We start from the raw sequence: 25833 nt of genomic DNA on the forward strand, positions 1-25833 counted from the left end.
TTGCCCGGCGTGGTTTCCCAGCCGGGCTTTGTGTTTCCCAAACCAAATGACAGGTAGCTGTCTTTTAGTTGCGTTCGAGGTCGATATCGATACCCAGCGAACGGATTTCCTTGACCAGCACGTTGAACGATTCCGGCATGCCGGCGTCGATCACGTGGTCGCCCTTGACCAGGTTCTCGTACACTTTGGTACGGCCATTCACGTCATCGGACTTGACGGTCAACATCTCTTGCAAGACATACGACGCGCCATACGCTTCCAGTGCCCAGACTTCCATCTCACCGAAACGCTGACCACCGAACTGGGCTTTACCACCCAGCGGCTGTTGCGTCACCAGCGAGTAAGGACCGGTCGAACGCGCATGCATCTTGTCATCAACCAAGTGATGCAGTTTCAGCATGTGCATGACGCCGACAGTGACCTTGCGTTCGAACGCTTCACCGGTGCGACCGTCATACATGGTCACCTGGTTCTTCGACGGGGTCATGCCCAGGTTCTTGGCGATGTCGTCCGGATACGCCAGGTCCAGCATGCGGCGGATCTCTTCTTCGTTCGCACCGTCAAACACTGGCGTGGCGAATGGCACACCTTTTTTCAGATTCTCGGCCAGTTTCATGATCTCTTCATCATCAAACTTGTCCAGATCTTCCGCGCGGCCATTGTCGTTGTAGATCGTCGTCAGATACTTGCGCATTTGCTCGACCTTGGTTTGCGCCTTCAGCATTTCGCCGATGCGGATACCCAGACCCTTGGCAGCCCAGCCCAAGTGAGTCTCGAGAATCTGACCAACGTTCATCCGTGAAGGAACACCCAGCGGGTTCAGCACAACGTCGGCTGGCGTACCGTCGGCCATGTATGGCATGTCTTCCACAGGAACAATACGGGAAACCACACCCTTGTTACCGTGGCGACCTGCCATCTTGTCGCCCGACTGCAGGCGGCGTTTCACGGCCAGGTACACCTTGACCATTTTTTGCACGCCTGGTTGCAGCTCATCGCCTTGCGTCAGTTTCTTGCGCTTCTCTTCGAAGGCCAGATCGAACTGGTGACGCTTCTCGTTGATCGATTCCTTGATCGCTTCCAGCGCTACCGCTGCATCGTCGTCCGCAGGGCGGATGTCGAACCAGTGGTATTTATCCAGATCGGCCAGGTATTCCTTGGTGATCTTGGCGCCTTTGGCCAGCTTTTTAGGGCCGCCGTTGACAACTTTGCCGATCAGCATTTTTTCCAGACGCTGGAAGGCATCGCCTTCAACGATACGCATCTGATCGTTCAGATCCAGACGGAAGCGTTTCAGTTCGTCATCGATAATTTGCTGAGCGCGCTTGTCGCGCACGATGCCTTCACGCGTGAAGACTTGCACGTCGATCACGGTACCGATCATGCCCGAAGGCACGCGCAGCGACGTATCTTTTACGTCCGAAGCTTTTTCGCCGAAAATCGCGCGCAGCAGCTTCTCTTCCGGGGTCAGCTGGGTTTCGCCTTTCGGCGTCACTTTACCGACCAGGGTGTCGCCGGCCTGGACTTCAGCGCCGATGTAGACGATACCGGACTCATCCAGACGTGCCAGCTGATTTTCAGCCAGGTTCGAGATGTCGCGCGTAATTTCTTCCGCGCCCAGTTTCGTGTCACGCGCAACGACCGACAACTCTTCGATGTGAATCGAGGTGTAGCGGTCGTCCTTGACGACGTTTTCCGAGATCAGGATCGAATCTTCGAAGTTCAGACCATTCCATGGCATGAACGCCACGGTCATGTTCTGGCCCAGTGCCAATTCACCCAGGTCGGTCGATGCGCCATCGGCGATCACGTCGCGCTTGGCAACACGGTCGCCCACTTGCACGATAGGACGCTGGTTGATGTTGGTGTTCTGGTTCGAACGGGTGTACTTGATCAGGTTGTAGATGTCGACGCCCACTTCACCAGCGGTGGCTTCGTCATCGTTGACGCGAATCACGACACGGCCCGCATCGATGTAATCGACGATACCGCCACGCAAGGCTTGCACGGTGGTGCCCGAGTCGACCGCAACGGTGCGTTCGATACCGGTACCGACCAGCGCTTTTTCAGGACGCAAGCAAGGCACAGCCTGGCGTTGCATGTTGGCGCCCATCAATGCACGGTTTGCATCATCGTGTTCGAGGAACGGAATCAGCGAGGCAGCGACGGAAACGATCTGGCCTGGCGCCACGTCCATGTACTGGATGCGCTCCGGGGAGACCAGGATGGTTTCGCCGGCTTCACGGGCCGAGACCAGTTCATCGGACAGCGTACCTTCATCGCTGATGGTCGCATTCGCCTGAGCGATGATGTAGCGGCCTTCTTCGATGGCGGACAGGTAGTCGATCTGATCGGTAATCTTGGAACCTTCGACCTTGCGGTACGGGGTTTCCAGGAAGCCGTATTCATTCAGGCGGGCATACAGAGCCAGCGAGTTGATCAGACCGATGTTCGGACCTTCCGGTGTCTCGATCGGGCAGACGCGGCCGTAGTGGGTCGGATGCACGTCGCGCACTTCAAAGCCGGCGCGTTCGCGTGTCAGACCGCCGGGTCCCAGAGCCGATACACGGCGCTTGTGGGTAATTTCCGACAGAGGATTGGTTTGGTCCATAAACTGCGACAGCTGGGACGAACCGAAGAACTCGCGAATCGCAGCCGAAATCGGCTTCGAGTTGATCAGGTCGTGCGGCATCAGGTTGTCCGCTTCGGCTTGGCCGAGGCGTTCCTTGACGGCGCGCTCAACACGCACCAGGCCGGCGCGGAATTGATTCTCAGCCAGTTCGCCCACGCAACGTACGCGACGGTTACCCAGGTGATCGATATCGTCGACTTCGCCGCGGCCATTGCGCAGTTCCACCAGGATCTTGATCACGGCCAGCACGTCTTCGTTCGACAGGGTCATGGCGCCGGTCAGTTCATCGCGGCCAATGCGGCGATTGAACTTCATGCGGCCCACGGCCGACAGGTCGTAGCGGTCCGAGTTGTAGAACAGGCCATTGAACAGCGCTTCAACGGAGTCTTCCGTTGGCGGTTCGCCTGGACGCATCATGCGGTAGATCGCCACTTTCGCAGCCATCTGATCGGCGGTGTCGTCGATACGCAGGGTTTGCGAGATGTAGGCGCCCTGATCCAGGTCGTTGGTGTACAAGGTCTGGATTTCGGAAATGTTGGCGTCGCGCAAGCGGCCCAGCAAGTCTTCCGTCAGCTCATCGTTCGCGGAAGCGACGACTTCACCGGTGTCGCCATCGACGATGTTCTTCGCCAATACGCGGCCCAGCAGGTAGTCTTCCGGTACCGAAATGTGCTTGATGCCGGCAGCTTCGATATCACGCACGTGCTTGGCGTTGATACGCTTGTCTTTCAGCACCAGGGTCTTGCCCGACTTGTCGACGATGTCAAAGCGCGCCACTTCGCCGCGCAGACGTTCGGCGACGAATTCCATTTCCGCGCCTTCGGAGCGCAGGTTGAAATTGTCGAAGACAAAGAAATTAGCCAGGATTTGCTCATGCGACATGCCGATGGCTTTGAGCAGGATCGTTACTGGCATCTTGCGGCGGCGGTCGACGCGGAAGAACAGGATGTCTTTCGGGTCGAACTCGAAGTCCAGCCACGAACCGCGGTAAGGAATGATACGCGCGGAGAACAGCAGTTTACCGGACGAGTGAGTCTTGCCGCGGTCGTGCTCGAAGAACACGCCAGGCGAACGGTGCAGCTGGGAAACGATAACCCGCTCCGTGCCGTTGATCACGAACGAACCGGTGGTCGTCATGAGCGGCAATTCGCCCATGTAGACTTCCTGTTCCTTCATCTCTTTGACGACAGGCTTGGTTGGCGATTCCTTGTCCAGGATCACCAGACGCACTTTCGCGCGCAGCGGCGACGCGAACGTCAGGCCACGTTGTTGACATTCTTTGACGTCAAAGGCAGGATCGCCCAGAACGTACGACAAGAATTCGAGACGCGCAAAACCATTGTGCGACACGATAGGGAAAATCGAAGTGAAAGCCGACTGCAGGCCATCATTCTTGCGGCCGGACGGTGCTATGTCCTCTTGCAAGAAGCTATGATAAGACTCGAGCTGGGTCGCCAGCAGGAACGGAACGTGGTGAACGTTGGCGCGCTTCGCGAATGATTTGCGAATGCGTTTCTTCTCAGTAAATGAGTAGTGCATGGACACTCCGTGAGTGACAGAAAGGATAGAAAATTCAGGTTTTGCAAGTGTTCGTTTGCACCGCTGCGTGTGACACAGACGAAACCTCAAGGCTCTGCTTTCCGGCTTGAATCGAATAAAAACTGCTGCTGCAACTACATGACAAATACGATGCAGACGACAAAGGAGCCAAAGTCGGATTTCCCCCCTTGCGAGGGGAAACCTCAGACTTTGACTCGGGCGCTAACTGCCGCCGGTACAGATATTACTTGATCGAAGCGGTTGCGCCGGCTTCTACCAGTTTCTTCTGTGCTGCTTCAGCGTCAGCTTTCGACACTGCTTCTTTCACAGTTTTTGGTGCGCCATCGACCAGGTCTTTAGCTTCTTTCAAGCCCAGGCCGGTGATTTCGCGAACTGCTTTAATGACGCCAACTTTGTTTGCGCCGAAGCTGTCCAGAATGACGTTGAATTCGGTTTGTTCTTCAGCAGCTGCTGCTGGGCCTGCTGCAGGACCGGCCGAAGCCATTGCTGCTGCGGACACGCCGAATTTTTCTTCGAATGCTTTAACCAGGTCGTTCAGGTCCATTACGGACATGGCGCTAACTGCTTCCAGGATATCGTCTTTGCTAATTGCCATTTTGAAACTCCTAAATTTATTACGTTAGTTACATCAGATTGGTACTGAGAGAAAAAAGCGCGCGCAATTAAGCGGCTGCTGGGGCTTCTTCTGCTGCTGCTTCTTCTGCAGGAGCTTCGGCGCCTTCGCCTTTTTTCGCTGCCAGGGCAGCCAGACCACGTGCAAAGCCCGAAACCGGAGCCAGCATAACGCCCAACAACTGCGCAATGAGGACTTCACGGCTAGGAATGCTCGCCAACGCGGTGACAGCAGCTGTATCCAGCGGCTTGCCTGCGTAGTTACCTGCTTTGATGACCAGTTTGTCGTTGGTTTTAGCGAAGTCAGCGATGACTTTAGCTGCTGCAACGGCATCGGCCGAGATCGAGTAGATCAACGGGCCGGTCATGGCATCTGCCAGGCTGGCGAATGCGGTACCTTCAACGGAGCGACGAGCCAGAGTGTTTTTCAACACACGCAGGTACACGCCTTGGGCACGCGCTTTAGCACGCAGTTGCGTCAAGTGACCAACCTGGATGCCACGATATTCGGCCACGACGATCGTTTGCGCATTTGCTACTTGTGCGGAAACTTCGGCGACGACGGCCTTTTTGTCATTCAGATTGAGACTCACGGTCAACCTCCTTAAATGATGTTCGGCAATCACAACCGAGTGGTTGAGCGCCTTGCATCGGTTCGAACACGGCGTCCGAAGTCAAGAAGTACTAAACTGAGCGGATGGATTCACGCAGCATGAGGACTACAAAACTTGTTCGGGTACACCATCTGCGTTGGGCACTTGCCGTTGCCGGCAAGCCTATTAACCTTCTGCATGTGCGATCACAGTCGGCCCAACGGTCTTTGATTGTCTGCCTGCCTGGTGCGAACACCGGACAGACAGCCCAAAGATGCGCCCGCAGCGCCCGCAGGCGCCACAGGACTTGATTCTTTACTTAAGCTGCCAGGCTAGTCTGGTCAACACGGACGCCAGCGCCCATGGTCGACGACAGCGAAACTTTGCGCAGGTACACGCCTTTGCTCGATGCTGGCTTGGCTTTGTTCAGTGCGTCGATCAGTGCGACCAGATTCGATTTCAGATCTGCGTCAGCGAACGATTTACGGCCGATGGTAGCGTGGATGATACCGGATTTGTCGGTACGGTACTGAACTTGACCGGCTTTCGCGTTTTTCACGGCGGTAGCGACGTCAGGAGTAACAGTGCCAACTTTCGGGTTAGGCATCATGCCGCGTGGGCCCAGGATCTGACCCAGGGTACCAACGATACGCATGGTATCTGGCGAAGCGATAACGATATCGAAAGGCATGTCGCCGGCTTTGATACGCTCAGCCAGGTCTTCCATACCAACGATGTCGGCGCCAGCTGCTTTAGCAGCTTCTGCTTTTTCGCCCGACGCGAAGACTGCCACGCGTACGGTTTTGCCGGTACCAGCTGGCAGCACGACGGAGCCGCGCACCACTTGGTCGGATTTCTTAGGATCAACACCCAGTTGTACCGATACGTCGATCGATTCATTGAACTTGGCCGTTGCGCACTCTTTGATCAGAGCGACAGCGTTGTCGAAAGCGTACACTTTGGTACGGTCGACTTTGGCTTTCAAAGCCTTGATACGTTTGGATAACTTAGCCATTATACAACACCTTCCACCGTGATACCAATCGAACGAGCGGAACCAGCGATGGTGCGTACAGCAGCATCCATGTCGGCAGCGGTCAGATCAGGGGTTTTCAATTTAGCGATTTCTTCAGCTTGTGCGCGGGTCAGCGTACCGACTTTGTCGGTATGTGGCTTCGGCGAACCTTTGGTGATCGCAGCAGCTTTTTTGATCAGGTAGGTTGCTGGAGGCGTCTTCATCACGAACGTGAAGGACTTGTCCGCAAACGCGGTGATCACGACTGGAATCGGCATGCCTGCTTCCAGACCTTGGGTCTGTGCATTGAAGGCTTTGCAGAATTCCATGATGTTCAGACCACGTTGACCCAGAGCTGGACCGATTGGTGGGGATGGGTTTGCTTTACCAGCTGGTACTTGCAGCTTGATAAAACCAATGATTTTCTTTGCCATGATGGCTCCTATCTTGGATTGAGTAGTAGCGCCCCGCCGATCCTACCCTGGCGGGGCTCCTCTGACCGGATTTCACTGAGACTGCTGTGACGCTCCTGGTGGCGCTTGATAATACTTAAACTTTTTCGACCTGGCCGAATTCGAGCTCTACCGGGGTAGCGCGGCCGAAGATGGTGACCGAGACGCGTACTTTGGATTTCTCGTAATTGACTTCTTCGACATTGCCGTTGAAATCGGTGAACGGACCATCCTTGATACGCACTTGCTCGCCCACCTCGTACAAGGTTTTTGGACGGGGCTTTTCAACACCTTCCTGCATCTGCTTCATAATGCCGTCGATTTCGCGCGCGGAGATCGGCGTCGGCTTGTTCGACTTGCCACCAATGAAACCGGTAACCTTGCTGGTGTTCTTGACCAAGTGCCAGCTCTCGTCCGTCATTTCCATTTCAACCAGCACATAGCCAGGATAGAAACGACGTTCGGTGACGGACTTCACACCATTCTTGACTTCGACCACTTCTTCGATCGGCACCAGGATCTGGCCGAACTGGTCTTGCATGCCCGCGCGCTCGATGCGCTCGGTCAGTGCGCGCATGACGCTTTTTTCCATGCCGGAATAAGCATGCACGACATACCAGCGCTTGCTGCTGACTGGCACGCTCAGCGCTGCACCAGTGTCCGCTACCGGAGCGTCGCCCGGAACGGACTCGTCCGCTGCTTCATCATGCACATTTTCGCTCATTATTTTTTCCAACCCAGAATTACGTCATACAACAAAAACTCGAGCAATTTATCCGTGCCCCACAGGAAAATCGCCATGACCAGCACAAAGGCAAACACGATCGCAGTAATCTGCGTGGCTTCTTTGCGGGTAGGCCAAACGACTTTCTTGGTTTCGCGCACAGCTTCTTTGGCGAAATTGAGAAATTCACGGCCGGTCGTCGAGACATACAAGAGCGCAACAGCAATAACCAAACCAGCCACAAGCGCGCTTGCACGCACCAGAGCTGGTTGGCCTGCCAGGTAATAAAACCCGACTACTCCTGCAATCGCAGCCACTATTGCCAGCGCGACTTTTATCTTGTCACTCGACGTGCTAACGGTTTGCACGGATTGATTTGACATTTTTCTACTTTCGGTGCCCTGCACCTTGACGGTGGCAGGGACGGAGGGCATCGAACCCCCAACCTTCGGTTTTGGAGACCGACGCTCTGCCAATTGAGCTACGTCCCTACGTAAAACTTTCGAGGAGTGCTATTCTACCACCCAGGACGCCCCAGGTGGAAGCATAACATTTCCTTATGCGAGGATTTTTGCAACCACGCCGGCGCCGACGGTACGACCGCCTTCACGGATAGCGAAGCGCAGACCTTCTTCCATTGCGATCGGGTTGATCAGCTTGACGGTGATCGACACGTTATCGCCTGGCATAACCATTTCTTTGTCTGCTGGCAACTCGATCGAACCAGTCACGTCCGTTGTGCGGAAGTAGAACTGTGGACGATAGTTGTTGAAGAATGGCGTATGACGGCCGCCTTCGTCTTTCGACAGAACATAGATCTCGCCGGTGAAGTGCGCATGCGGCTTGATCGAGCCTGGCTTAGCCAGAACTTGACCACGTTGCACGTCTTCACGCTTGGTGCCGCGCAGCAGCAGACCAACGTTGTCGCCTGCTTGACCTTGATCCAGCAGTTTGCGGAACATTTCCACGCCGGTGCAAGTCGTTTTGACGGTATCGATAATACCAACGATTTCGATCTCTTCGCCGACTTTAACAATGCCGCGCTCGATACGACCGGTCACAACGGTACCGCGACCCGAGATCGAGAATACGTCTTCCACTGGCATCAGGAAAGCACCGTCAACAGCGCGCTCTGGCGTTGGGATGTACGAATCGAGGGCATCGGCCAGACGCAACACTGCATCCACGCCCATTTCGCCTTCTTTGCCTTCCAGCGCCATACGTGCCGAACCTTTGATGATAGGTACGTCGTCGCCAGGGAACTCATACTTCGACAACAGCTCGCGCACTTCCATTTCAACCAGTTCCAGCAGCTCTGCGTCGTCGACCAGGTCGCACTTGTTCAGGAACACGATGATGTATGGAACGCCAACTTGGCGAGCCAGCAGGATGTGTTCGCGGGTCTGTGGCATTGGGCCGTCAGCTGCGGAGCATACCAGGATCGCGCCGTCCATCTGCGCGGCACCGGTAATCATGTTTTTGATGTAATCGGCGTGGCCTGGGCAGTCAACGTGCGCGTAGTGACGCGCTGCCGTTTCGTACTCGACGTGGGCGGTGTTAATCGTGATACCGCGCGCTTTTTCTTCTGGTGCTGCATCGATCTGGTCGTATGCTTTAGCTTCGCCGCCGAATTTCTTCGACAGAACCGTTGCGATTGCAGCGGTCAGCGTGGTTTTACCGTGGTCGACGTGGCCGATGGTGCCGACGTTGACGTGCGGCTTGGTCCGTTCGAATTTACCTTTTGCCATTTTGAACTCCTAATGATTTGATTAGATTGCTCAGGCACACGCCCGACGGTCTGGTTTGAATTGCTTCTGTGCTGCCTGCTGCGAATTCTGGTGCCCTTGACGTGGATCGAACACGTGGCCTCTCCCTTACCAAGGGAGTGCTCTACCACTGAGCTACAAGGGCTGTAATTTGTTGCATGCGATGCATCAAGCATCTGAACGGAAACTGGAGCGGGTGAAGGGAATCGAACCCTCGTCGTAAGCTTGGAAGGCTTCTGCTCTACCATTGAGCTACACCCGCGAGGTATCGTTCACTTTTCTTCACTTACTTGCTATTACTTTGCTACTACCCAGTTTTCCTTGCAAAAACTTGGTGGAGGGGGCTGGATTCGAACCAGCGTACTCATAGAGAACAGATTTACAGTCTGTCGCCTTTAACCACTCGGCCACCCCTCCGCGGGAACCGCAGAGTATGAAGCATCTACTCACAACTGTCAACCTTATTTACTGATGCCTGACTGCTGCATTTGCGTATAAAGAAGAAGTTGGCTGCTTCGGGGCGTGATTATAAGCTCCCGATTTGAGAATGTGCAAGGGTTGGCGCGAAAAAGTCGACTTTTTTTCGCATTTTTTTATCACCCCCGGCTGCAAGCCGCATGTTTCCGTCATTCGCCCCATATTTCTCCCTGTCACCGGGCGTCAGGCGGATGCATCCAGGAGTTGCCAAGGGGCTTATATTTACGCAACAACTGCTGATGCAAGCCCGATAGCACGGGCAATTTGGGGTTGCGTGGGTCCAGACGGCGCACACCGGCAATAAACGTCAGCGCCTGCTGCCCCATGCGCTCATCCCAGCCTTCGTGTTCCAGGCATTTCAGTACCGCCACGGCCGCATTGAACACCACTTGCGGATTGTCGGGCAGGCGCGTGACGGCTTCGCCCATCAGATTGACGGCGCCGCGGAAATCGCCTTCTCCCGCCCTGGCGGCGCCCGCGGCCACCATATCGGCCACTTCCTGGCGGCTTTGCCGCGCCAGCGCCTTGGCCAACTCCTCGCGCCCCGCCAGCTCGAACACGGCCATGGCGCGCGTCATGGCCGCGCTGTCGGGCGCATTGCGCATGACTTCACGCATCACCTCGGCCGCGCCCTCTTCGCGCCCGTGCGCCAGGCAGTGGCGCGCGAGCTCCGTTTTCAGCGTATTCGAGCTGCCCACGCTATGCCGGTTGGCGGCCAGGGCGGCATCGAGCGATTGCTGCAGGCGTTCGGCGTTGCCCGTATGCGCATGCAGCATGGCGCTGCACAGGGCGCTGCACAGCTCCGCATTCTTTTGTCCGCCCATCGACTTGTCGAGGTCGCGGATCACGGCGCCCACCTGTAGCGGGTCGCCCTTGCGCACCAGGGTCTGCACCAGGCGCACATGGTCTTCCGGGTCGCGGAACTCCGAATACTTGGCCTTGCTGACCACCAGCTTCAGGGCTTTTTCCGCCATCTCGATATCGTCGGCCGCCAGGGCCGCCTCGCCCAGCCGGCGCAAGCGGCGCACGGCATGCGGCGACAGGGCCACCGCCTCGCTCAGGGCCGCCTGCGCCAGTTCCGGCTTGCCTTGCGCCAAGTGCGTGCGCGCCAGCCAGTCATACGCGTCGAGAAAACGCTTATTGTTTTCCAGCAACCCTTCCAGCGTACCCTGCGCCGCTGCGTACTCGCCCAGCAGGAATTGCGTCTTGGCCTGCCCCAGGCGCGCCCAGCCGATGGACTTGGCTTGGTATAGGGCTGCGTAGATCGGCTCGGCGTCGGCCGCCTCACCCAGCAGCAAATGCAATTCCGCGCGCAGGCGCAGGAAATCGGTGGCGTAGCGGGGATACAGGCTGGCGCCCTCGGCGCAGGCGGCAATCGCCGCGCGCTCATTGCCTACGTCGATCAGTGCATACACGGGCACGAAGGCATTGCGCTTGTCGAGCGCGCGGCCGATGCGCTCGAGCATGTTCTCAGCGGTGAAGGGCTTGAGGATGTAATCGGTGGGTAGCAGCTCGACGGCGCTGACTACCTTGGCAAAGCTGCCTTCGCCCGTGACCATGAAGAACATGGTCGACGCATGCATCAATTTGTGATGGCGCAAGTCTTCCAGCATCTGCTGGCCATCCTGCCCGCCGTCGAGGTCGTATTCGCACAGGATCAAATCATACGCTTTGCTGCCCAGCATGCGGATCGCCTGGCCCGAGCTGGCCGCGTCATCGATCTTCGCCAGGCCGCACAGGTTGAGCATATTGTGCAGGCTGGCGCGCATGCCCGGATGCGGCTCGATGATCAGTGCGCTGAGGCCCTTGAGTTCTTTCATGTCGTAATGTCCGAAAACTCCGCGGCGCGCCACACTGGTGCGTGGCGCCAGCCAGCATGAGGCAGCCGAGTATATGACGGCGCCGCGCGCAAGGGAATGGTGTGCTGCCGAAAAACGCCAACTCAGGTGGTGGCGCGCTCCGGATGCCACAGTTGCGGCTCGTGGTCGATCAGATCCAGCAGCGCCGTCACCACTTCCGGATCGAACTGGCTGCCGCTGCGCTGTTCGATGTATTCGCGCACCTGCGGATACGGCCACGGCTCCTTGTAGGGCCGCTCGTGCAGCAAGGCATCGAAGACATCGACCACGGCAACGATGCGCGCGGCCACGGGAATATCGCGTCCCACAAGGCCATTCGGGTAGCCGGCACCATCGAAGTGTTCGTGGTGGCCGCCGGCGATCTGCGCGCCATACGTGAGGTAGCTGACGCCGTCGACCATGTTGGCGGCCCGCTCGAGGATGGTGCGCCCGACGCTGGCATGCAGCTGCATTTGTGTGCGTTCCTCGTCCGTATGCTTGCCCGGCTTGAGCAGCACGGCGTCCGGCGTGGCCACCTTGCCCACGTCGTGCAAGATGCTGGCCAGGCCGATCATGTCGAGCAGCTGCGGCGTCAGCTCATCCGGGTACACGGCGCGCTGCTGCATGCGCCGCGCGATCGCCTCGGACAGCAGCTGCACGCGCCGCACATGGCCGCCCGTGTCGCTGTCGCGAAACTCGGCCAGGTCGGCCAGCGCCACCACGGTCGCTTCCTGCGCCTTGCGCAGCTGGCCGAACATGTACAGGTTGTCGAAGGCGGCGGCGATGCGCTGACAAAATACTTCCAGCAAGTCGCGCTGGATCTGCGCCAGCGGCCACGGCGGCGTGACGGAGATGGCCAGCTCGCGGTTGCCTTCCGTGTGGATGAACAGCACATTGGCCGGATGCTCGAACTGGCTGCGCTTTTCCGCAAACGCCTTGGCGATGGTGGCGGTGAGCGCATGCTCGGCCGGCATGGCTTCCGACTCGGCCAGCATGGCATAGGTGCCCGTGGCGGCGACCACCTCGGGCCGCCCGGCGCCGCCCTGCATCAGACACAGCACGCCGTCGGCCCCCACGTCGAGGATGGCGCTGACCTGGTTCAGCACGCCGGAAGCGAATTCGCGCAGCGAATGGATCTGGTACAGATTGGTGGCGCCGGCGAGGATCTTGCCCAGGCCGATGCGGCTGCGCTCGAGCATCATCAGGCTCTCGTAGGCACGCAGGGCCGAGATGACGGTGGTAAACAGCTTCTGCGTCGTCAGTTCCGTCTTGGCCTTGTAATCGTTGATGTCGTATTCGATGATGACGCGCTGCTCGGGCGCCTGGCCCGGCTGGCCGGTGCGCAGCACGACGCGCACGATGGCGTTGTTCAGGTCGGCGCGGATGCGCTTGGCGAGGATCAGGCCGGCATCATCCGTTTCCATCACCACGTCGAGCAGCACCAGCGCGATATCGGGCGTGTCGCGCAAGATGTCATACGCTTCGCGGCCGCTATAGGCGGAGAACAGCTCCAGTTCGCGGCCCTTGAAACTGACATTGCGCAGCGCCAGCCGCGTGACCGCATGCACATCGACATCATCATCGACGATCAGGACACGCCACAGGCGCTGGTCGGGCGCGGCCAGCCCGGCAGGACTGGCCACCGGCTCATCTTCGTCGAGCAGCCAGTTATCATCTGCATCGGCTGTGAGGTCGGTCATGAATACTCCTAATGGATAAGGTCGATGTGGACGCTGCGTTGACGCATATCAAGCATAATCAGATTAGATGCTGCTTACAACAGGATTCTTCGCGCTCTCTTCGCCAACGACCGGCGCCGGCACCGATGCGCCGCCACGCGTGCTGCCGCCACAATTGTCCTGGCCCGGCCCGACTGCCTGGTAGCGCACTTCATACTTGCCAGCGCTGAGCTGTTCCACCAGCAGTTTGTCGTTCGCGAGGATGTACAGATAGCGCACGTTCGAGCGCCGCTCCGTGTCATACAGTTTGACGAACATGGGCGCGGCATTGTGGCTGTTGTCGATGCTGATGACCAGGTCTTCGCCCTTGTTGCCGATCAGGAATCCATCGACATAGCCGGAATGCGTCGGCCAGGGCTCGCCATTCGGCGCCACCAGCGCTGCCGACTCGGCCTTGCCTGTGCCATCGCAGGCGGGCTGGATGGCTTTCAAGCTCAGCTGGGAAACGGCCAGCACGCGGATCTCGGGCGTCTTCGCTTCCGGGGGTTCCGGTGCATACGGTTTGCCCACGGCCCAGCTGTCGACTGCCACGGCCTCGCCTTTCGATGACGGCGGCGCGGCGCTGGCCGCTGGCGCATGCGGCTGGGCGCCATCGCGGGCCAGCCCGCTCCAGGCCGATGCCAGCGCGGCCGGCACGGGCTGGGAGGTATCGAGCATCAGCAAGGCGCCCAACCAGCCCAGCAACAGGCAGACAAGCAGACTCAGCCACCAGCGCCAGTTGCGCCAGACGGGCTGCAGGCCGCGTCGCGGCTTGCCCCTGGATGGCGGCACATCCTGCGCCCAGGCGTGCTCATGCGACTGGGCATGGCCTTTCGCGCGGCCATCGCGGCCCTTGCCTTCTTCGTGATGGGTGCTTTCCAGCCATTCGATTTCCCACTCCTCGGCAGCGATCCACTCGTCGTGTTCCCTGCGGCGTTGCGGATCGGACAAGGTGCCATAGGCGCTGTTGAGGATCGCCATGATGCGGGCGGCCTTTTCGTCGCCGGGATTCTTGTCAGGGTGGTATTTCTGGCTGAGGGCTTTGTACGCGGCACGTATGACTTCCTGCGGCGCCAGGCGCGCCACCTTCAGGTTGTCATAGTGTGTATGTATCTTTCCCATCGTTCTATCTTGAAATCGGTGCGCGGCGACGGGTTCTTGCAGGATGGAACCGTGCTGTGTCGGTCATCATATACGATATGACAAGTTAATAACCACCAGCGGACAGGAAATTGCAGGGCGACACTGCCCTGCCTTGATATTGCAGCGCTTACAGGCGATGACTGCGGTCAGCGGACAACAGCGCTTCCGGCAACTCCACACAGTGCCCCACCGCCAGCACCTTGAACAATTCCCCCATCTCGGCCGGCGAGACCAGCTTGTGCACGGCGCTGGCCTGCGGCAAGTACGTTTTGACCTGTTCAGGATCGGTACGTAGCAGCAAGTCGCCGATGCCAGCGCCCAGCAGGAAGGACGCCTGGTTCATGTACGCGAGCACATCGAGGCCGGCGTCCTGCGCCGCCACCGCCATGGCCGTGAAGTCGACGTGGGCCGTGATGTCTTGCAAGCCGGGCAGATAAAACGGTTCCGCATGGGCGTGGTGGCGGTAATGGCACATCAGGGTGCCCGTGGCGCGCAAGTCCAGGTAATACTCGTGCGCAGGGAAGCCATAATCGAACAGCACGGCCGCGCCGCCCTTGCCATTGCTCAGCATGCGCGCCAGCGAGCGCATGAAGCCGCAGGCGACGCCGTGGATTTCGCTGACATAGCCGACCGGCAAGGCATCGGCCTCGGGCACCTGGGCGGCGATCTGCGCGGCCACGTCGGCACCGGCCGGGCGCTCGACAAACACGAACTGGCCATCGGCGATGCTGACATCGAGCTCGCACCAGCCGGCGGGTGTCTTGCTGATCAGGTTGACGGGCATGGCGTCCAGCACCTCATTGCCGAACACGGCGCCTTCAAAAGCGTCGGGAAAGCCGTCGAACCACACCACTTGCGGGAAGGCGGCCAGCGCCAGTTCCTGGCGCGCGCGCAATTCGCCGGATAACTCGACGATCGCATACTGTTCCACATGGATGCCGGCGCTGGCCGCTTCCGTCAGGATGTCGCAGGCCAGCTTGCCCGTGCCGGCGCCGAATTCGAGGATGCGCGGGGCCGTTTGCGCCATAATAGCGGCTGCCACATGGGCCAGGGTGGCGCCGAACAGGGGAGAGATCTCCGGCGCGGTTGTAAAATCGCCATCTTTTCCCAGCTTGGCGGCGCCGCCGCTGTAATAGCCGAGGTCAGGCGCATACAGCGCCAGCTCCATGAAGCGGGCAAAGGGAATGGCGCCATCATTGCGCGCGATTTCGGCGGCAATCTGGTGCTGCAAGGCATGGGACGCGGCCAGCGCGTCGCTATCGGGTACGGGAAGAGACATACCCGCATTGTAGCGAATCGACGGCGCATGCCGCCAGTGTGGCATCCACCGAATATCTCAACCATAGCAAAGACATGACAGAAGCAACGACAACGCCATTCGACAGCACTCCCCGCGTCGCCCTCGTCACGGGCGCGGCGCGCCGCATCGGCCGCGCCATCGCGCTGGGCCTGGCGCGCGACGGCTGGGATATCGCCGTCCACTACCGCCACTCGCGCGAGGAAGCCCTCAGCCTGGTGGCGGAAATCGCCGCGCTGGGCCGCCGCGCGCAAGCGTTCCCCTGCGACCTGGCGCAGGAAGACGCCGTGCGCCAGCTATTGCCGCAGGCGCAGGCGGCGCTGGGGCCGGTTACTTGCGTGGTCAACAACGCATCGTTGTTTGAATACGACAATGCGGGCGATTTTTCCGTCACGGCGCTCGACGCCCACATGCACGCCAACCTGGCCGCCCCCATCCTGCTGGCGCAGGCGCTGTACCAGGCCACCCCGGCAGGCGAGCAAGCCGTGGTCATCAACTTGCTCGATCAAAAACTGTACAATCTCAATCCTGATTTTTTGTCGTACACCCTGTCCAAGGCGGCGCTGCTGTCGGCGACCACCATGCTGGCCCAGGCGCTGGCGCCAAAAGTGCGCGTAGTGGGCATTGCCCCCGGCATCACCATGGTCTCCGGCGAGCAGACGGCAGCGAACTTTGCCAAGGCGCATGAAAACACGCCGCTGGGACGCTCCAGCACGCCCGAGGATGTGGCCGACTGCGTCTGTTACGTGGCCGGCGCGCGCGCGCTGACGGGCACGACCCTGCTGGTCGATGGCGGCCAGCATTTGATCGGTTTGCCGCGCGACGTCATGTTTTTGACCAAATAATCAGCAGCAATACCAAACAACCAGCATTCCAGCATTCCCTAAAAGGTAAAACTATGTCGTCCGCCCTGTACCACCCTCGCCTGGCCGATTGCCGCCGCCTGTTCCTGCGCAATTACGAAATCCTCATCAACATCGGCGTCTACGACTTCGAGAAAAAGGGCGAGCAGCGCGTCCTCATCAACGTCGACCTGTACATTCCCCTGGCCCTGTCGACGCCCAAGGATGACCAACTGGAAGAAGTGGTCGACTACGACTTCATGCGCGAAACCATCGCCAAGCGCATGGCGCAAGGCCACGTGCAGCTGCAGGAAAGCCTGGTCGACGACGTACTCGCCGCCATGCTGGCGCACCCGCGCGTGCGCGCCGCGCGCGTGTCGAGCATGAAGCCGGACGTGTATCCCGACTGCGAAGGCGTGGGCGTGGAAGTATTCAAGATCAAGGATGAAGCATGAACAACATGAGCAATGCCGCAGTGATGGAAACGACGACCACGGCCGTGGAATTCCCGGCCAATGTGGAAGCGCAAAAACTGGCGCGCAAGAAGGCGGAAAAGATCGCTCTGGAAAACAACAAGCTGCACAAGCGCTTGTGCCGCCTGGTGGGGCAAGCCATCGGCGACTTCAATATGATCGAAGACGGCGACAAGGTGATGGTGTGCCTGTCCGGCGGCAAGGATAGCTACGCGCTGCTGGACATCCTGATGACCTTGCGCGAACGCGCGCCGATTCATTTTGATATCGTCGCCGTCAACCTAGACCAGAAGCAGCCGAACTTCCCACCGGAAATCCTGCCCGCCTACCTGACGGAACTGGGCGTGGCCTTCCACATCGAAAACCAGGATACCTACAGCATCGTCAAGCGCCTGATCCCGGAAGGCAAGACCACCTGCTCGCTGTGCTCGCGCCTGCGCCGCGGCATCCTGTACCGCGTGGCCGACGAGCTGGGCGCCAACAAGATCGCCCTGGGCCACCATCGCGATGACATCCTGGAAACGTTCTTCCTGAATATGTTCTTCGGCGGTAAACTGAAGGGCATGCCGGCCAAGCTGCAATCGGACGACGGCAAGCACATCGTCATCCGCCCGATGGCGTACGTGAAGGAAGAAGACACGCAGCGCTATGCGGAAGTCAAGGGCTTCCCCATCATCCCATGCGACCTGTGCGGTTCGCAGGAAAACCTGCAGCGCAAGCAGATCAAGGGTTTGATGCGCGAATGGGACAAGAAATTCCCCGGCCGCGTGGAAAGCATCTTCTCGGCGCTGTCGAACGTGGCGCCGTCGCACCTGATGGACCCGAAACTGTTCGGCTTCAAGGATTTGAAGGCCGATGGCCTGGCCAACCCGATGGGCGACATCGCCTTCGACGAAGAGCCGTGCTCGACGCCGACCACGTTCGGCACGATCCCGCTGCAAGCGCTGTAAGTCCTGTTGTTTTCGCCGCCACCGTCCAGGTGGCGGCATCCCTCCTCTTTCCCCCTGCGTCCATTTGATGTACCGTAGTCAGCTCTGCCGGTACGCGATGTGTCACGCGCGCATTCCTGCCCGGCGGTCAGCACGCATTCTTCCGACAACCTCACTGGAATGAACCATGACGCCATCCGCGCTCAAGCGCCCCCTGCTGTTCTCCCTGCTGGCCCTCGGCCTCGGCGCCGCCTCTGCCACTCCTACCGACCGCCAGGCCGACCGCTGGGATTTGACGGCGCTGTATCAAAACGATGCCGCCTTCGATGCCGACGCGAAAAAGCTGTCGGCCCAGCTGCAGCAACTGGGCGCCTGCAAGGGGCAATTGAAAGCCTCGCCGGCCCGCCTGAAAAGCTGCCTGGACTTGGTCGCCGATGCGCGCAAGCGCGTCAACACGCTGACCACGTATGCAGCGCAGTACTACGACCAGGACACGGGCGACAGCAAGGGTAACCAGCTGAATCAGCGCGCCGCCCTGCTGGGCAACGACTTCACCCAGGCGACGACCTTTTTGCAGCCGGAAATCCTCGCCCTGGGCGCCAAACGCATCGATGCCATGCTGGCCAAGAACCAAGGCTTGCAGCTGTACCGTTTTCAATTGAGTAACATGCTGCGCAGCGCGCCGCACACGCTCGACGCGGCCGGCGAACAGCTGGTGGCGCAGTTCGGCCTGGCGACAAGCTCGGCCGCCAACGTCTACCGTACCCTGGCCAATGCGGAAATCCCCTGGCCGACCGTGAAACTGTCGGACGGCACGCAAGTACGGCTCGACCAGGCGGCGTACACCAAATACCGCGGCGACGACCGGCGCGCCGACCGCAAGCTGGTGTTCGACGCCTTCTTCGGCAAGTGGAAAGAGTATGAACGCACGTTCGGCGAAACCCTGTACGGCCAGCTCAAAACAGATGCCGCGTATGCGAAGGTGCGCCATTACACCGATTCGCAAAGCGCCGCGCTGGACGCCGACCATTTGCCGCCGGCCGTCTACCAGACCCTGATCGCGCAAACCAACGCCAACCTGCCCACCTTGCACCGCTACTTCAAGCTGCGCGCGCGCATGCTGGGCGTCAAGGATCTCGCTTACTACGACATCTATGCGCCGCTGCTGAAAAGCGAACGCACGTTCCCGCTGGCCGAGGGCAAGCAGATGATGCTGGACTCCGTCGCGCCGCTGGGTCCCGACTACGTCAAGGCGCTCACCGCCGCCGTGGAGGCGCGCTGGATGGATGTGTACCCGCGCCCGCGCAAGGTGGCGGGCGCCTACATGAATGGCGACGCGTATGACGTCCACCCGTTCGTGCTGCTCAACTACACGGACAATTACGAAGCCGTCAGCACCCTGACGCACGAATGGGGCCACGCCATGCACTCGGTGCTGGCCAACAAGGCGCAGCCATCGATCTATGCGCCGTACAGCATCTTTGTCGCGGAAATCGCCTCGACGACGAACGAAGCGCTGCTGCTCGACGCGCGCCTGAAACAGGCCAGGGACGACGACGAACGCCTGCTGTACCTGGGCGCGGCGCTGGAAAACCTGCGCGGCACCTTCTTCCGCCAGGCCATGTTCGCCGAATTCGAAGCGGCCATCCACGGCAAGGTGGATCAAGGAGAATCGCTGACGGGCGAGCAGATGACGGCCATCTATGCCGGCATCCTTAAGCGCTACCACGGCGAAGCGCAGGGCGTCATGCGCATCGATCCCGCCTACGCGCTGGAATGGGCGTATGTGCCGCATTTTTATCACGGCTACTACGTGTTCCAGTACGCCACCTCGATCGCGGCGGCGCAGGATTTCGCGCAGCGCATCCTCGACAAGGAACCGGGCGCGCTGGCCGCCTACCTGAAGATGCTCAGTTCCGGCGGCTCGGCCTACCCGTATGAGCTGGTGAAGGCGGCCGGTGTCGACCTGGCCTCGCCGAAACCATACCAGGCGCTGGTGGCGCGCATGAACGGCATCATGGACCAGATCGAGGCGATTGAAGCGAAGCGGGGGAAATAAGCCGTAGGTCGGCTTAGCGCAAAGCGCGTAAGCCGACACCACCACGTTCAGCGCCAACAATGTTGTCGGATTACGCGCTTGCGCGCTAATCCGACCTACCATTCTCTACTTCCGCCGCCGCAAACGCCGCCGCATCGCTCTCGAACATGTCTTCCAGCTCTTCGCGCGCCTGGCGCGTGAGGGACATGACTTTTTGCTGGTCCTGGAAGTGCGGCGCCACTTCCAGCAGGGTCTTGAGGTTATGTGCACGGAAGATGCCGGCCGCGCGCTGCGCGCGTTCCGCGCTGAAGCCCACCTGCTGCAAGGTCTGCTCGCCCAGCAGCAGGGCTGCGGCAAAGGTTTCGCGCTCGATGATGCTCACGCCGCGCTTCATCAATTCATAGTAATGCGTGACGTTGCGCGCGCGCGCCAGGATCGTCAGTTCGGGCAGGCGCAGGCGCACGGCGTCGACCAGGGCCAGGCTGTCGTCCACATTGTCGATGGCGATCACCAGCGCCTTCGCCTTCTCGATGCCGGCCGCCACCAATAAATCCACGCGCGTGGCGTCGCCATAAAATACCTTGAAGCCGAACTTGCGCAGCAGCTCGATCTGGTCCGGGTCGTGGTCAAGCACCGTCACGCCGATTTTATTGGCCGCCAGCAGGCGGCCGATGATCTGGCCGAAACGGCCAAAGCCGGCAATGACGATGGGGTTGTCCTGCGCCTCGATATGGTCGTCGGGACGGCGCTTCTTGTCGCCTTGCAGGCGCGGCGCGACGAACTTGTCGTGCGCCAGCAGCAGCAAGGGCGTGGCCACCATCGACAGGGTCACCACCACGACCAGCAGCGCGGCCGTCTGCGGCGCAAACACGTGCGCGGCTTCGGCGGCGGCAAACACGACGAAGGCGAATTCGCCCCCTTGCGACAGCAGCAGCGCAAAGAACAGCTGCTGGCCGCGGGGAATGTCGACAAACTTCGACAACATATAAAGCAAGGCGATTTTCACCGCCAGCAGGCCCGCCACCAGGGCCAGGATCAGCAAGGGCTGGGCGCGCAGCACGCCAAAATCGACGGACATGCCCACGGCGATGAAAAACAGGCCCAATAACAGCCCCTTGAACGGCTCCAGGTCGGAAATGAGCTCATGGCGGTATTCGGAATCGGCCAGCAGCACGCCGGCCATGAAGGTGCCCAGCGCCATCGACAAGCCCACCGATTCCATCAGCACGCAAATGGCGATCACCAGCAGCAGGGCAAAGGCCGTGAAGATTTCGCGCAAGTCCGTCTTGGCGATGAAGCGCAGGATGGGGTTGACGAGGAAGCGCCCGCCGATCACCAGCGCCGCCAGCACGGCGGCCAGCTTGGCCACGCGCAGCCAGCCCGGCTCACCGCTGTGCGTGACCAGGCCACCGAGCAGCGGCACCAGCGCGATCATGGGAATGGCGGCGATATCCTGGAACAGCAAAATGGAAAAGCCGGCGGAACCGGCCGGCGTGCTCATCAATTTTCGTTCGCCCAGGGTGGCCAGCACGATGGCCGTCGACGACAGCGACAGTCCCAGCGCACCGACCAGCGCCGTGCGCCAGTCCACGCCAAAGGCCATGGCCACGGCGCACAGCCCCGCGCTGACCACACCCACCTGTGCCCCGCCCCAGCCGAAAATCGGGCGGCGCAACAGCCACAAACGCTTCGGCTCGAGCTCCAGGCCGATCAAAAACAGCAGCAGCACCACGCCGAATTCGGAAAAGCTGAGGATCACCTCGACATTCTTGATCAGGCCCAGGCCCCACGGACCGATGACGACGCCGGCCACCAGGTAGCCCAGCACGGCGCCCATGCCCAGGCGCTTGGCCAGCGGCACCATGATGATAGCCGCCACCAGGTAAAACAGTATGTTAATGAGAAAGCTGTGGTGTTCCATGCGGATTCCGGAAAAACGTGATTGGAATCGCAATCATGCCTGAAGTGGCGCGCCGGCGGGGGTCAAGGCTGCGGAGAGTCGATGCGCGCGCGCAGTTCGTCGAGATTCACGCGCGACAGATAGCGTTCGATGTTTTTCCACACGGCGTGGTAGCCGTAACCGCCATTTTTCAGCTCATCGATCGCCTTCTCGCGCGGCCAGCCCTGGTACAGCATGCGATACATGGCGGCCATCATGCCCGTGCGGTCGGCGCCGTGCAGGCAGTGCAGCAGCACGGGCCCATCCTGCCCGGCGGCGCGGATGGCACGCATGGTCTCTATCACATGCCGGTCGCCGATGGCCCAGGTATTGATGGGAATGCGGATGGCGCGGATGCCGCTGCCATCGAGCACTTGCGTATCGGAGTGGAAGGAGCGCAGGCTGATCACGGTCTTCACACCCAGCGCCTGCAGCTGGGCCACGTCGGCACTGTCAAGCATGGCGCTGCGGTACAGGCCCGGCGTGATCTGGTACAGGTTCGACACCTGCGGCAGCGGCGCCGCCCAGTCCGGATGGCGTGGCGGCGATGGTTGTGCCCCGGCCGGCGCGGCGGCCAGCCCCAGGGCGAGGGTCAGTAGTACTGCATGCAACATCATGGCTTCCTTGTTATTGAAGAACGGCGCCAGCGCGGCCATCGTCCAGCACCAGCGCCAGCACGTCCAAAGCGGCGCGCGGGCGGCCCAGGGCCAGCGCCTTTGCGCGCATCGCTTGCAACTGTTCAGGGTGCTCAAGCAACAGGCGCACGCGGTATTCCAGGGTCACGCCATCGAACGCTTTCAATGCCACGCCCTGCTCCAGAAGATAGTCGGCATTGCGCTCTTCCTGGCCGGGAATCGGCGCGTTGACAATCATGGGCAAGCCCAGCGCCAGGCATTCCGAGGTGGTCAGCCCGCCCGGCTTGGTGATCACCAGGTCGGCGCACGCCATCAGGCGCTCCACTTCGCTGGTAAAGCCTTGCGCCAGCAGGCGGCCAGGATACTGGCCGGCCAGGTCCTGCAGCGCCGCCAGCGCGGCGGCGTTCTTCCCCGCCAGCACGATCAGCTGGAAATCGCCTGGCAGCGCCAGCAGGCGCGCGGCGACGGTATCGAGGCTGCCCAGCCCTGCCCCGCCGCCCATCAACAGTATCGTCGTACGCCGCGGATCGAGGCCGAATGCCTGCGCGCACTGCACGCGCTCGGGCACCTGTGCAAACGCGGGCATGATGGGGATGCCCGTCACGTGGATGCGCTCGGCGGGGATGCCTTCGTGGCGCATGCGGAACGCCACCTCGTCGGTGGCGGCAAAATAACCGTGCATCCGTTCGTGCACCCACATGCGGTGCAAATCGAAATCGGTGACCTGCACCCACACGGGGCAGGCCAGCTGTTCCTGGCGCAGCGCGCGCGACAACAGTTCGGCCGGCAGGAAATGCGTGCAGATGATGGCGTCGGGCTGGAAGGCGGCGATCTGCGCCATCAGGGCGCGCGTGTTGAGGCGCTCGATGCCACGGCGCAAACGCTGCATCGAGCTGTCGCGCGGCGCATCGTGGCTGGCGTGATACAGATAGCCCCACAGCGCGGGCGCCTTGTTGACCAGCTTGATGTAAAAATCCGTGTACAGCTTGCGGAACGCGGGCGTGACGAAATCCATCACATCGAGGTGGCTGGCGATGGCGGCACTCCCCTCGCCGTCATCCTGCGTGGCATACGCCTCGATGGCTTGCGCCGCGCGCAGATGGCCGGCGCCGGCCGAGACGCTCAACAGGAGAATTCTTTTCTGCCTTTTTTCTGTCATGGGAAACCGATACATGGAACAGGTGGGCGCTGACGCGGAGGATAGAAAGAATAGCATTTCCGCGTCACGCTCATCATGAGCCTTGTCAATCCATGAAACTGGCGGGCGCCACGTCGACGCGCATGACCGGGTACAGGTTCAAGCGCTCATCCCACGAGGCGTGGCGGCGGGCGAAAAACTCCAGGCGCGCATGCGGATTCCTGGCAAACGCGGGTTCGTCGGCCAGCTTCTGCCGGAATTGCGCTGCCAGCGCCGGGTCGGCCGCCAGCTGCGCGCGCGCCACATCCTCGGCCACATAGTCCTCCATGTATTCCTTGCGCTCGAACGCCGTGTTGAAGCTGCCCCAGGCCAGCAGCGAGTCGGGTGCGCGCGGCTCGAGCAGCGCCATCACCATGCGCGCCTTCGGCTGGTTGACGGGCACGTACAGCACGCCCGCATCGACCAGGCGCTCTTCCTTCTGCCATTCGCCCTGTACCGCCGCCGTCTGGCGTCCTTCGAACGACTGCGCGCCAAACTTCACCTGCGTGGCGCGGAAGATTTCCACCTTCTGCCTGGCGACGATACTGCGCATTTCCTGGTAGACGATGCCGTGCTGGCGCAGTTTGGCGCCCACCATGGCCGCCTGCGCGCGTGGCACCAGGTAGCCGGCCTTCGGCGCGGCCACCTGCAGGTCGGGCACGATCTCGTCGCGCAGCGGCACGTGCCAGATTTGCGGCGTCTTTTCGTCATAGCGCGTCATCAGCGCGCCCGACACGTCGGACGGCGTGCGCGTATAGGCATAACCGCGAAACGCGATCATGCGGCTTTTCTCCGTGGTCCTGTAGCTGAGGGGTAGCACACTGCCGGCCAGCTGCGTCGCGCGCAGGTCCGCTTCCATGGCGGTTTGTCGCCATGCTGCGCCGTGCTGCGCCATCTGCGACAGCAGGGAAACGATGGTGTTGCGCGTGATGCGCACGCGGGTCGCGTAGTCCTTCCACGAATGGGTTTCCACCAGCACGCCGAAACGGTTACGCAACAGGAAATAGCCGTGCGAAAAGCGCGGGTTCGGCGTCGAATCGACAAAACCCGACTGCGGATTGTCTTCTTCGGCAAACGACATGTAGAACGGCTTCGGATCGGAACCCTGCTTTGCCAGGTCGGCCAGCACGCCGTCGCGCAGCGCCGTTCCCGCCACGCGCAAGGCCGCATCGCCCGCATGCACGGGTTCGACCTGGATCGAGATATCGGGTTCGAACTGCGCGCCATCGGTGACGTGCAGGTCGACATACGCCAGCGGATCCCAGGCGTTCACCAGCGCCAGCATGTGCTGCATCTCGGGCGTATCGGCCTTCATGTATTCGCGGTTCAGATTGTAGTTTTGCGCCGTGCTGCGCCAGCCCATTTCCACGGGACCGCGCTGGTTCGGCCGGTTCCACTGGCCGAAGCGCTCATGGCCGTCGACATTGAAGACCGGCACGAACAGCAGCACCTGCTTGTCCAGCGCGCCAGGCGCTGCCTTGCCTTCCAATACTTCGCGCAGGGCCAGGAAACCCGCGTCCTTGCCGTCGATTTCCCCCGCATGGATGCCGCCCTGTACCAGCAGCACCGGTATCTTGCGCAGCCTGGCCACGTCCGGCGTCAGCGCGCCCGTGTTGGAAACGGCCAGCGCCAGCATGGGGCGGTTTTCCGGCGTGCGGCCAAATTCGAAGCAGCGCACCTGTTTCGGATGGTGCTCCTCGAAGCGCCGGCACAAGGCTTCCACTTCCTCATAGCGGCCCGTCTGCTGGAAACCCGAGTATTCGGCCGCCGTTTTCAGGGAAAACTGCCGCATATCGCGCGCGGCATGCGCGTTGACGGCAAACAGGGACAACATGGCGGCGGACAGCAGGGCGTGGCGTAGCATCAGGCGAGCTCCATCAAGGGGGACAAGCGGGCAATTATAGAGGCGCGGTCAGGTAAAAGCACCGTGAAAAATAAAAAAGCCGGAACAGCGTCAGCTGCTCCGGCCTTGC

At 60.5% G+C, this 25833-nt stretch carries 20 protein-coding genes and 4 tRNA genes; 4 read left to right on the forward strand and 20 right to left on the reverse strand.

Features of this window, described 5'->3' with window-relative positions:
- Window positions 1–64: 64 nt before the first annotated feature.
- The 16 genes from rpoB to CLU93_RS10160 form a co-directional block, all read right to left on the reverse strand.
- Window positions 65–4171: a DNA-directed RNA polymerase subunit beta gene (gene rpoB, locus CLU93_RS10085; protein ID WP_099760958.1), complete on the reverse strand. Its 4107-nt coding sequence runs from the start codon at window positions 4169–4171 to the stop codon at window positions 65–67.
- A 244-nt stretch (window positions 4172–4415) separates the two neighbouring features.
- On the reverse strand, window positions 4416–4787 hold the full coding sequence (gene rplL, locus CLU93_RS10090) for a 50S ribosomal protein L7/L12 (RefSeq protein WP_010394320.1): 372 nt from the start codon (window positions 4785–4787) through the stop codon (window positions 4416–4418).
- A gap of 67 nt (window positions 4788–4854) precedes the next feature.
- Window positions 4855–5397, reverse strand: a complete 543-nt coding sequence (gene rplJ / locus CLU93_RS10095; protein WP_071079796.1) for a 50S ribosomal protein L10 — start codon at window positions 5395–5397, stop codon at window positions 4855–4857.
- Window positions 5398–5716: 319 nt separating this feature from the next.
- Window positions 5717–6412 (reverse strand): 50S ribosomal protein L1, encoded by a 696-nt coding sequence (gene rplA, locus CLU93_RS10100; RefSeq protein WP_071079797.1) that lies wholly within the window; start codon window positions 6410–6412, stop codon window positions 5717–5719.
- Window positions 6412–6846 carry a 50S ribosomal protein L11 gene (gene rplK, locus CLU93_RS10105; RefSeq protein ID WP_010394312.1) on the reverse strand — a complete coding sequence of 145 codons (435 nt, stop codon included), beginning with the start codon at window positions 6844–6846 and terminating at the stop codon, window positions 6412–6414. Before rplK ends, rplA begins: the two co-directional genes overlap by 1 nt.
- Window positions 6847–6961: 115 nt before the next feature.
- Window positions 6962–7588, reverse strand: coding sequence for a transcription termination/antitermination protein NusG (gene nusG, locus CLU93_RS10110; protein WP_034753130.1), 627 nt, complete (start codon window positions 7586–7588; stop codon window positions 6962–6964).
- Window positions 7588–7971 carry a preprotein translocase subunit SecE gene (gene secE, locus CLU93_RS10115; RefSeq protein WP_010394308.1) on the reverse strand — a complete coding sequence of 128 codons (384 nt, stop codon included), beginning with the start codon at window positions 7969–7971 and terminating at the stop codon, window positions 7588–7590. Before secE ends, nusG begins: the two co-directional genes overlap by 1 nt.
- 32 nt (window positions 7972–8003) lie before the next feature.
- Window positions 8004–8079, reverse strand: a tRNA-Trp gene (locus tag CLU93_RS10120).
- Window positions 8080–8145: 66 nt separating this feature from the next.
- Window positions 8146–9336, reverse strand: coding sequence for an elongation factor Tu (gene tuf / locus CLU93_RS10125; RefSeq protein ID WP_096233366.1), 1191 nt, complete (start codon window positions 9334–9336; stop codon window positions 8146–8148).
- Window positions 9337–9424: 88 nt separating this feature from the next.
- Window positions 9425–9499: transfer RNA gene (locus CLU93_RS10130), tRNA-Thr, on the reverse strand.
- A 43-nt stretch (window positions 9500–9542) separates the two neighbouring features.
- Window positions 9543–9616, reverse strand: a tRNA-Gly gene (locus CLU93_RS10135).
- A 70-nt stretch (window positions 9617–9686) separates the two neighbouring features.
- Window positions 9687–9771, reverse strand: a tRNA-Tyr gene (locus CLU93_RS10140).
- A 233-nt stretch (window positions 9772–10004) separates the two neighbouring features.
- Window positions 10005–11651 (reverse strand): tetratricopeptide repeat-containing response regulator, encoded by a 1647-nt coding sequence (locus tag CLU93_RS10145; protein WP_099760959.1) that lies wholly within the window; start codon window positions 11649–11651, stop codon window positions 10005–10007.
- A gap of 122 nt (window positions 11652–11773) precedes the next feature.
- Window positions 11774–13369, reverse strand: coding sequence for a DUF3369 domain-containing protein (locus tag CLU93_RS10150; protein WP_099760960.1), 1596 nt, complete (start codon window positions 13367–13369; stop codon window positions 11774–11776).
- Between the two features lie 63 nt (window positions 13370–13432).
- Complete coding sequence (locus tag CLU93_RS10155) at window positions 13433–14509, reverse strand: J domain-containing protein (RefSeq protein WP_099760961.1); 1077 nt, start codon at window positions 14507–14509, stop codon at window positions 13433–13435.
- 148 nt (window positions 14510–14657) lie between these two features.
- Complete coding sequence (locus CLU93_RS10160) at window positions 14658–15809, reverse strand: class I SAM-dependent methyltransferase (protein WP_099764327.1); 1152 nt, start codon at window positions 15807–15809, stop codon at window positions 14658–14660.
- A gap of 74 nt (window positions 15810–15883) precedes the next feature.
- Between CLU93_RS10160 and CLU93_RS10165 the strand changes: the two genes are divergently transcribed.
- The 4 genes from CLU93_RS10165 to pepF all read left to right on the forward strand — a co-directional run bounded on the left by CLU93_RS10165 (window position 15884) and on the right by pepF (window position 20130).
- Entirely contained in the window at window positions 15884–16672 is a 789-nt protein-coding gene (locus tag CLU93_RS10165) for an SDR family oxidoreductase (protein WP_099760962.1), read from the forward strand.
- Between the two features lie 53 nt (window positions 16673–16725).
- Entirely contained in the window at window positions 16726–17124 is a 399-nt protein-coding gene (locus CLU93_RS10170) for a dihydroneopterin aldolase (protein WP_099760963.1), read from the forward strand.
- Between the two features lie 5 nt (window positions 17125–17129).
- Window positions 17130–18092, forward strand: a complete 963-nt coding sequence (ttcA, locus tag CLU93_RS10175) for a tRNA 2-thiocytidine(32) synthetase TtcA (protein WP_373629876.1) — start codon at window positions 17130–17132, stop codon at window positions 18090–18092.
- Between the two features lie 166 nt (window positions 18093–18258).
- On the forward strand, window positions 18259–20130 hold the full coding sequence (pepF, locus tag CLU93_RS10180) for an oligoendopeptidase F (RefSeq protein WP_099760964.1): 1872 nt from the start codon (window positions 18259–18261) through the stop codon (window positions 20128–20130).
- An 85-nt stretch (window positions 20131–20215) separates the two neighbouring features.
- Here the strand turns inward: pepF and kefC are convergent, their stop codons facing one another.
- The 4 genes from kefC to CLU93_RS10200 all read right to left on the reverse strand — a co-directional run bounded on the left by kefC (window position 20216) and on the right by CLU93_RS10200 (window position 25724).
- The gene (gene kefC, locus CLU93_RS10185) at window positions 20216–22030 is read right to left on the reverse strand and encodes a glutathione-regulated potassium-efflux system protein KefC (RefSeq protein WP_099760965.1); all 1815 of its coding nucleotides are present in this window, start codon (window positions 22028–22030) and stop codon (window positions 20216–20218) included.
- A 62-nt stretch (window positions 22031–22092) separates the two neighbouring features.
- Complete coding sequence (locus CLU93_RS10190) at window positions 22093–22665, reverse strand: dual specificity protein phosphatase family protein (protein ID WP_257224924.1); 573 nt, start codon at window positions 22663–22665, stop codon at window positions 22093–22095.
- A gap of 10 nt (window positions 22666–22675) precedes the next feature.
- Complete coding sequence (locus tag CLU93_RS10195; RefSeq protein WP_180287836.1) at window positions 22676–23842, reverse strand: MGDG synthase family glycosyltransferase; 1167 nt, start codon at window positions 23840–23842, stop codon at window positions 22676–22678.
- Between the two features lie 85 nt (window positions 23843–23927).
- Entirely contained in the window at window positions 23928–25724 is a 1797-nt protein-coding gene (locus CLU93_RS10200; RefSeq protein WP_099760967.1) for a M14 family metallopeptidase, read from the reverse strand.
- Window positions 25725–25833 lie beyond the last annotated feature (109 nt).

The sequence above is a fragment of the Janthinobacterium sp. 35 genome (genome assembly GCF_002754575.1).
GTDB classification, from domain to species: Bacteria; Pseudomonadota; Gammaproteobacteria; order Burkholderiales; family Burkholderiaceae_D; genus Janthinobacterium; species Janthinobacterium tructae.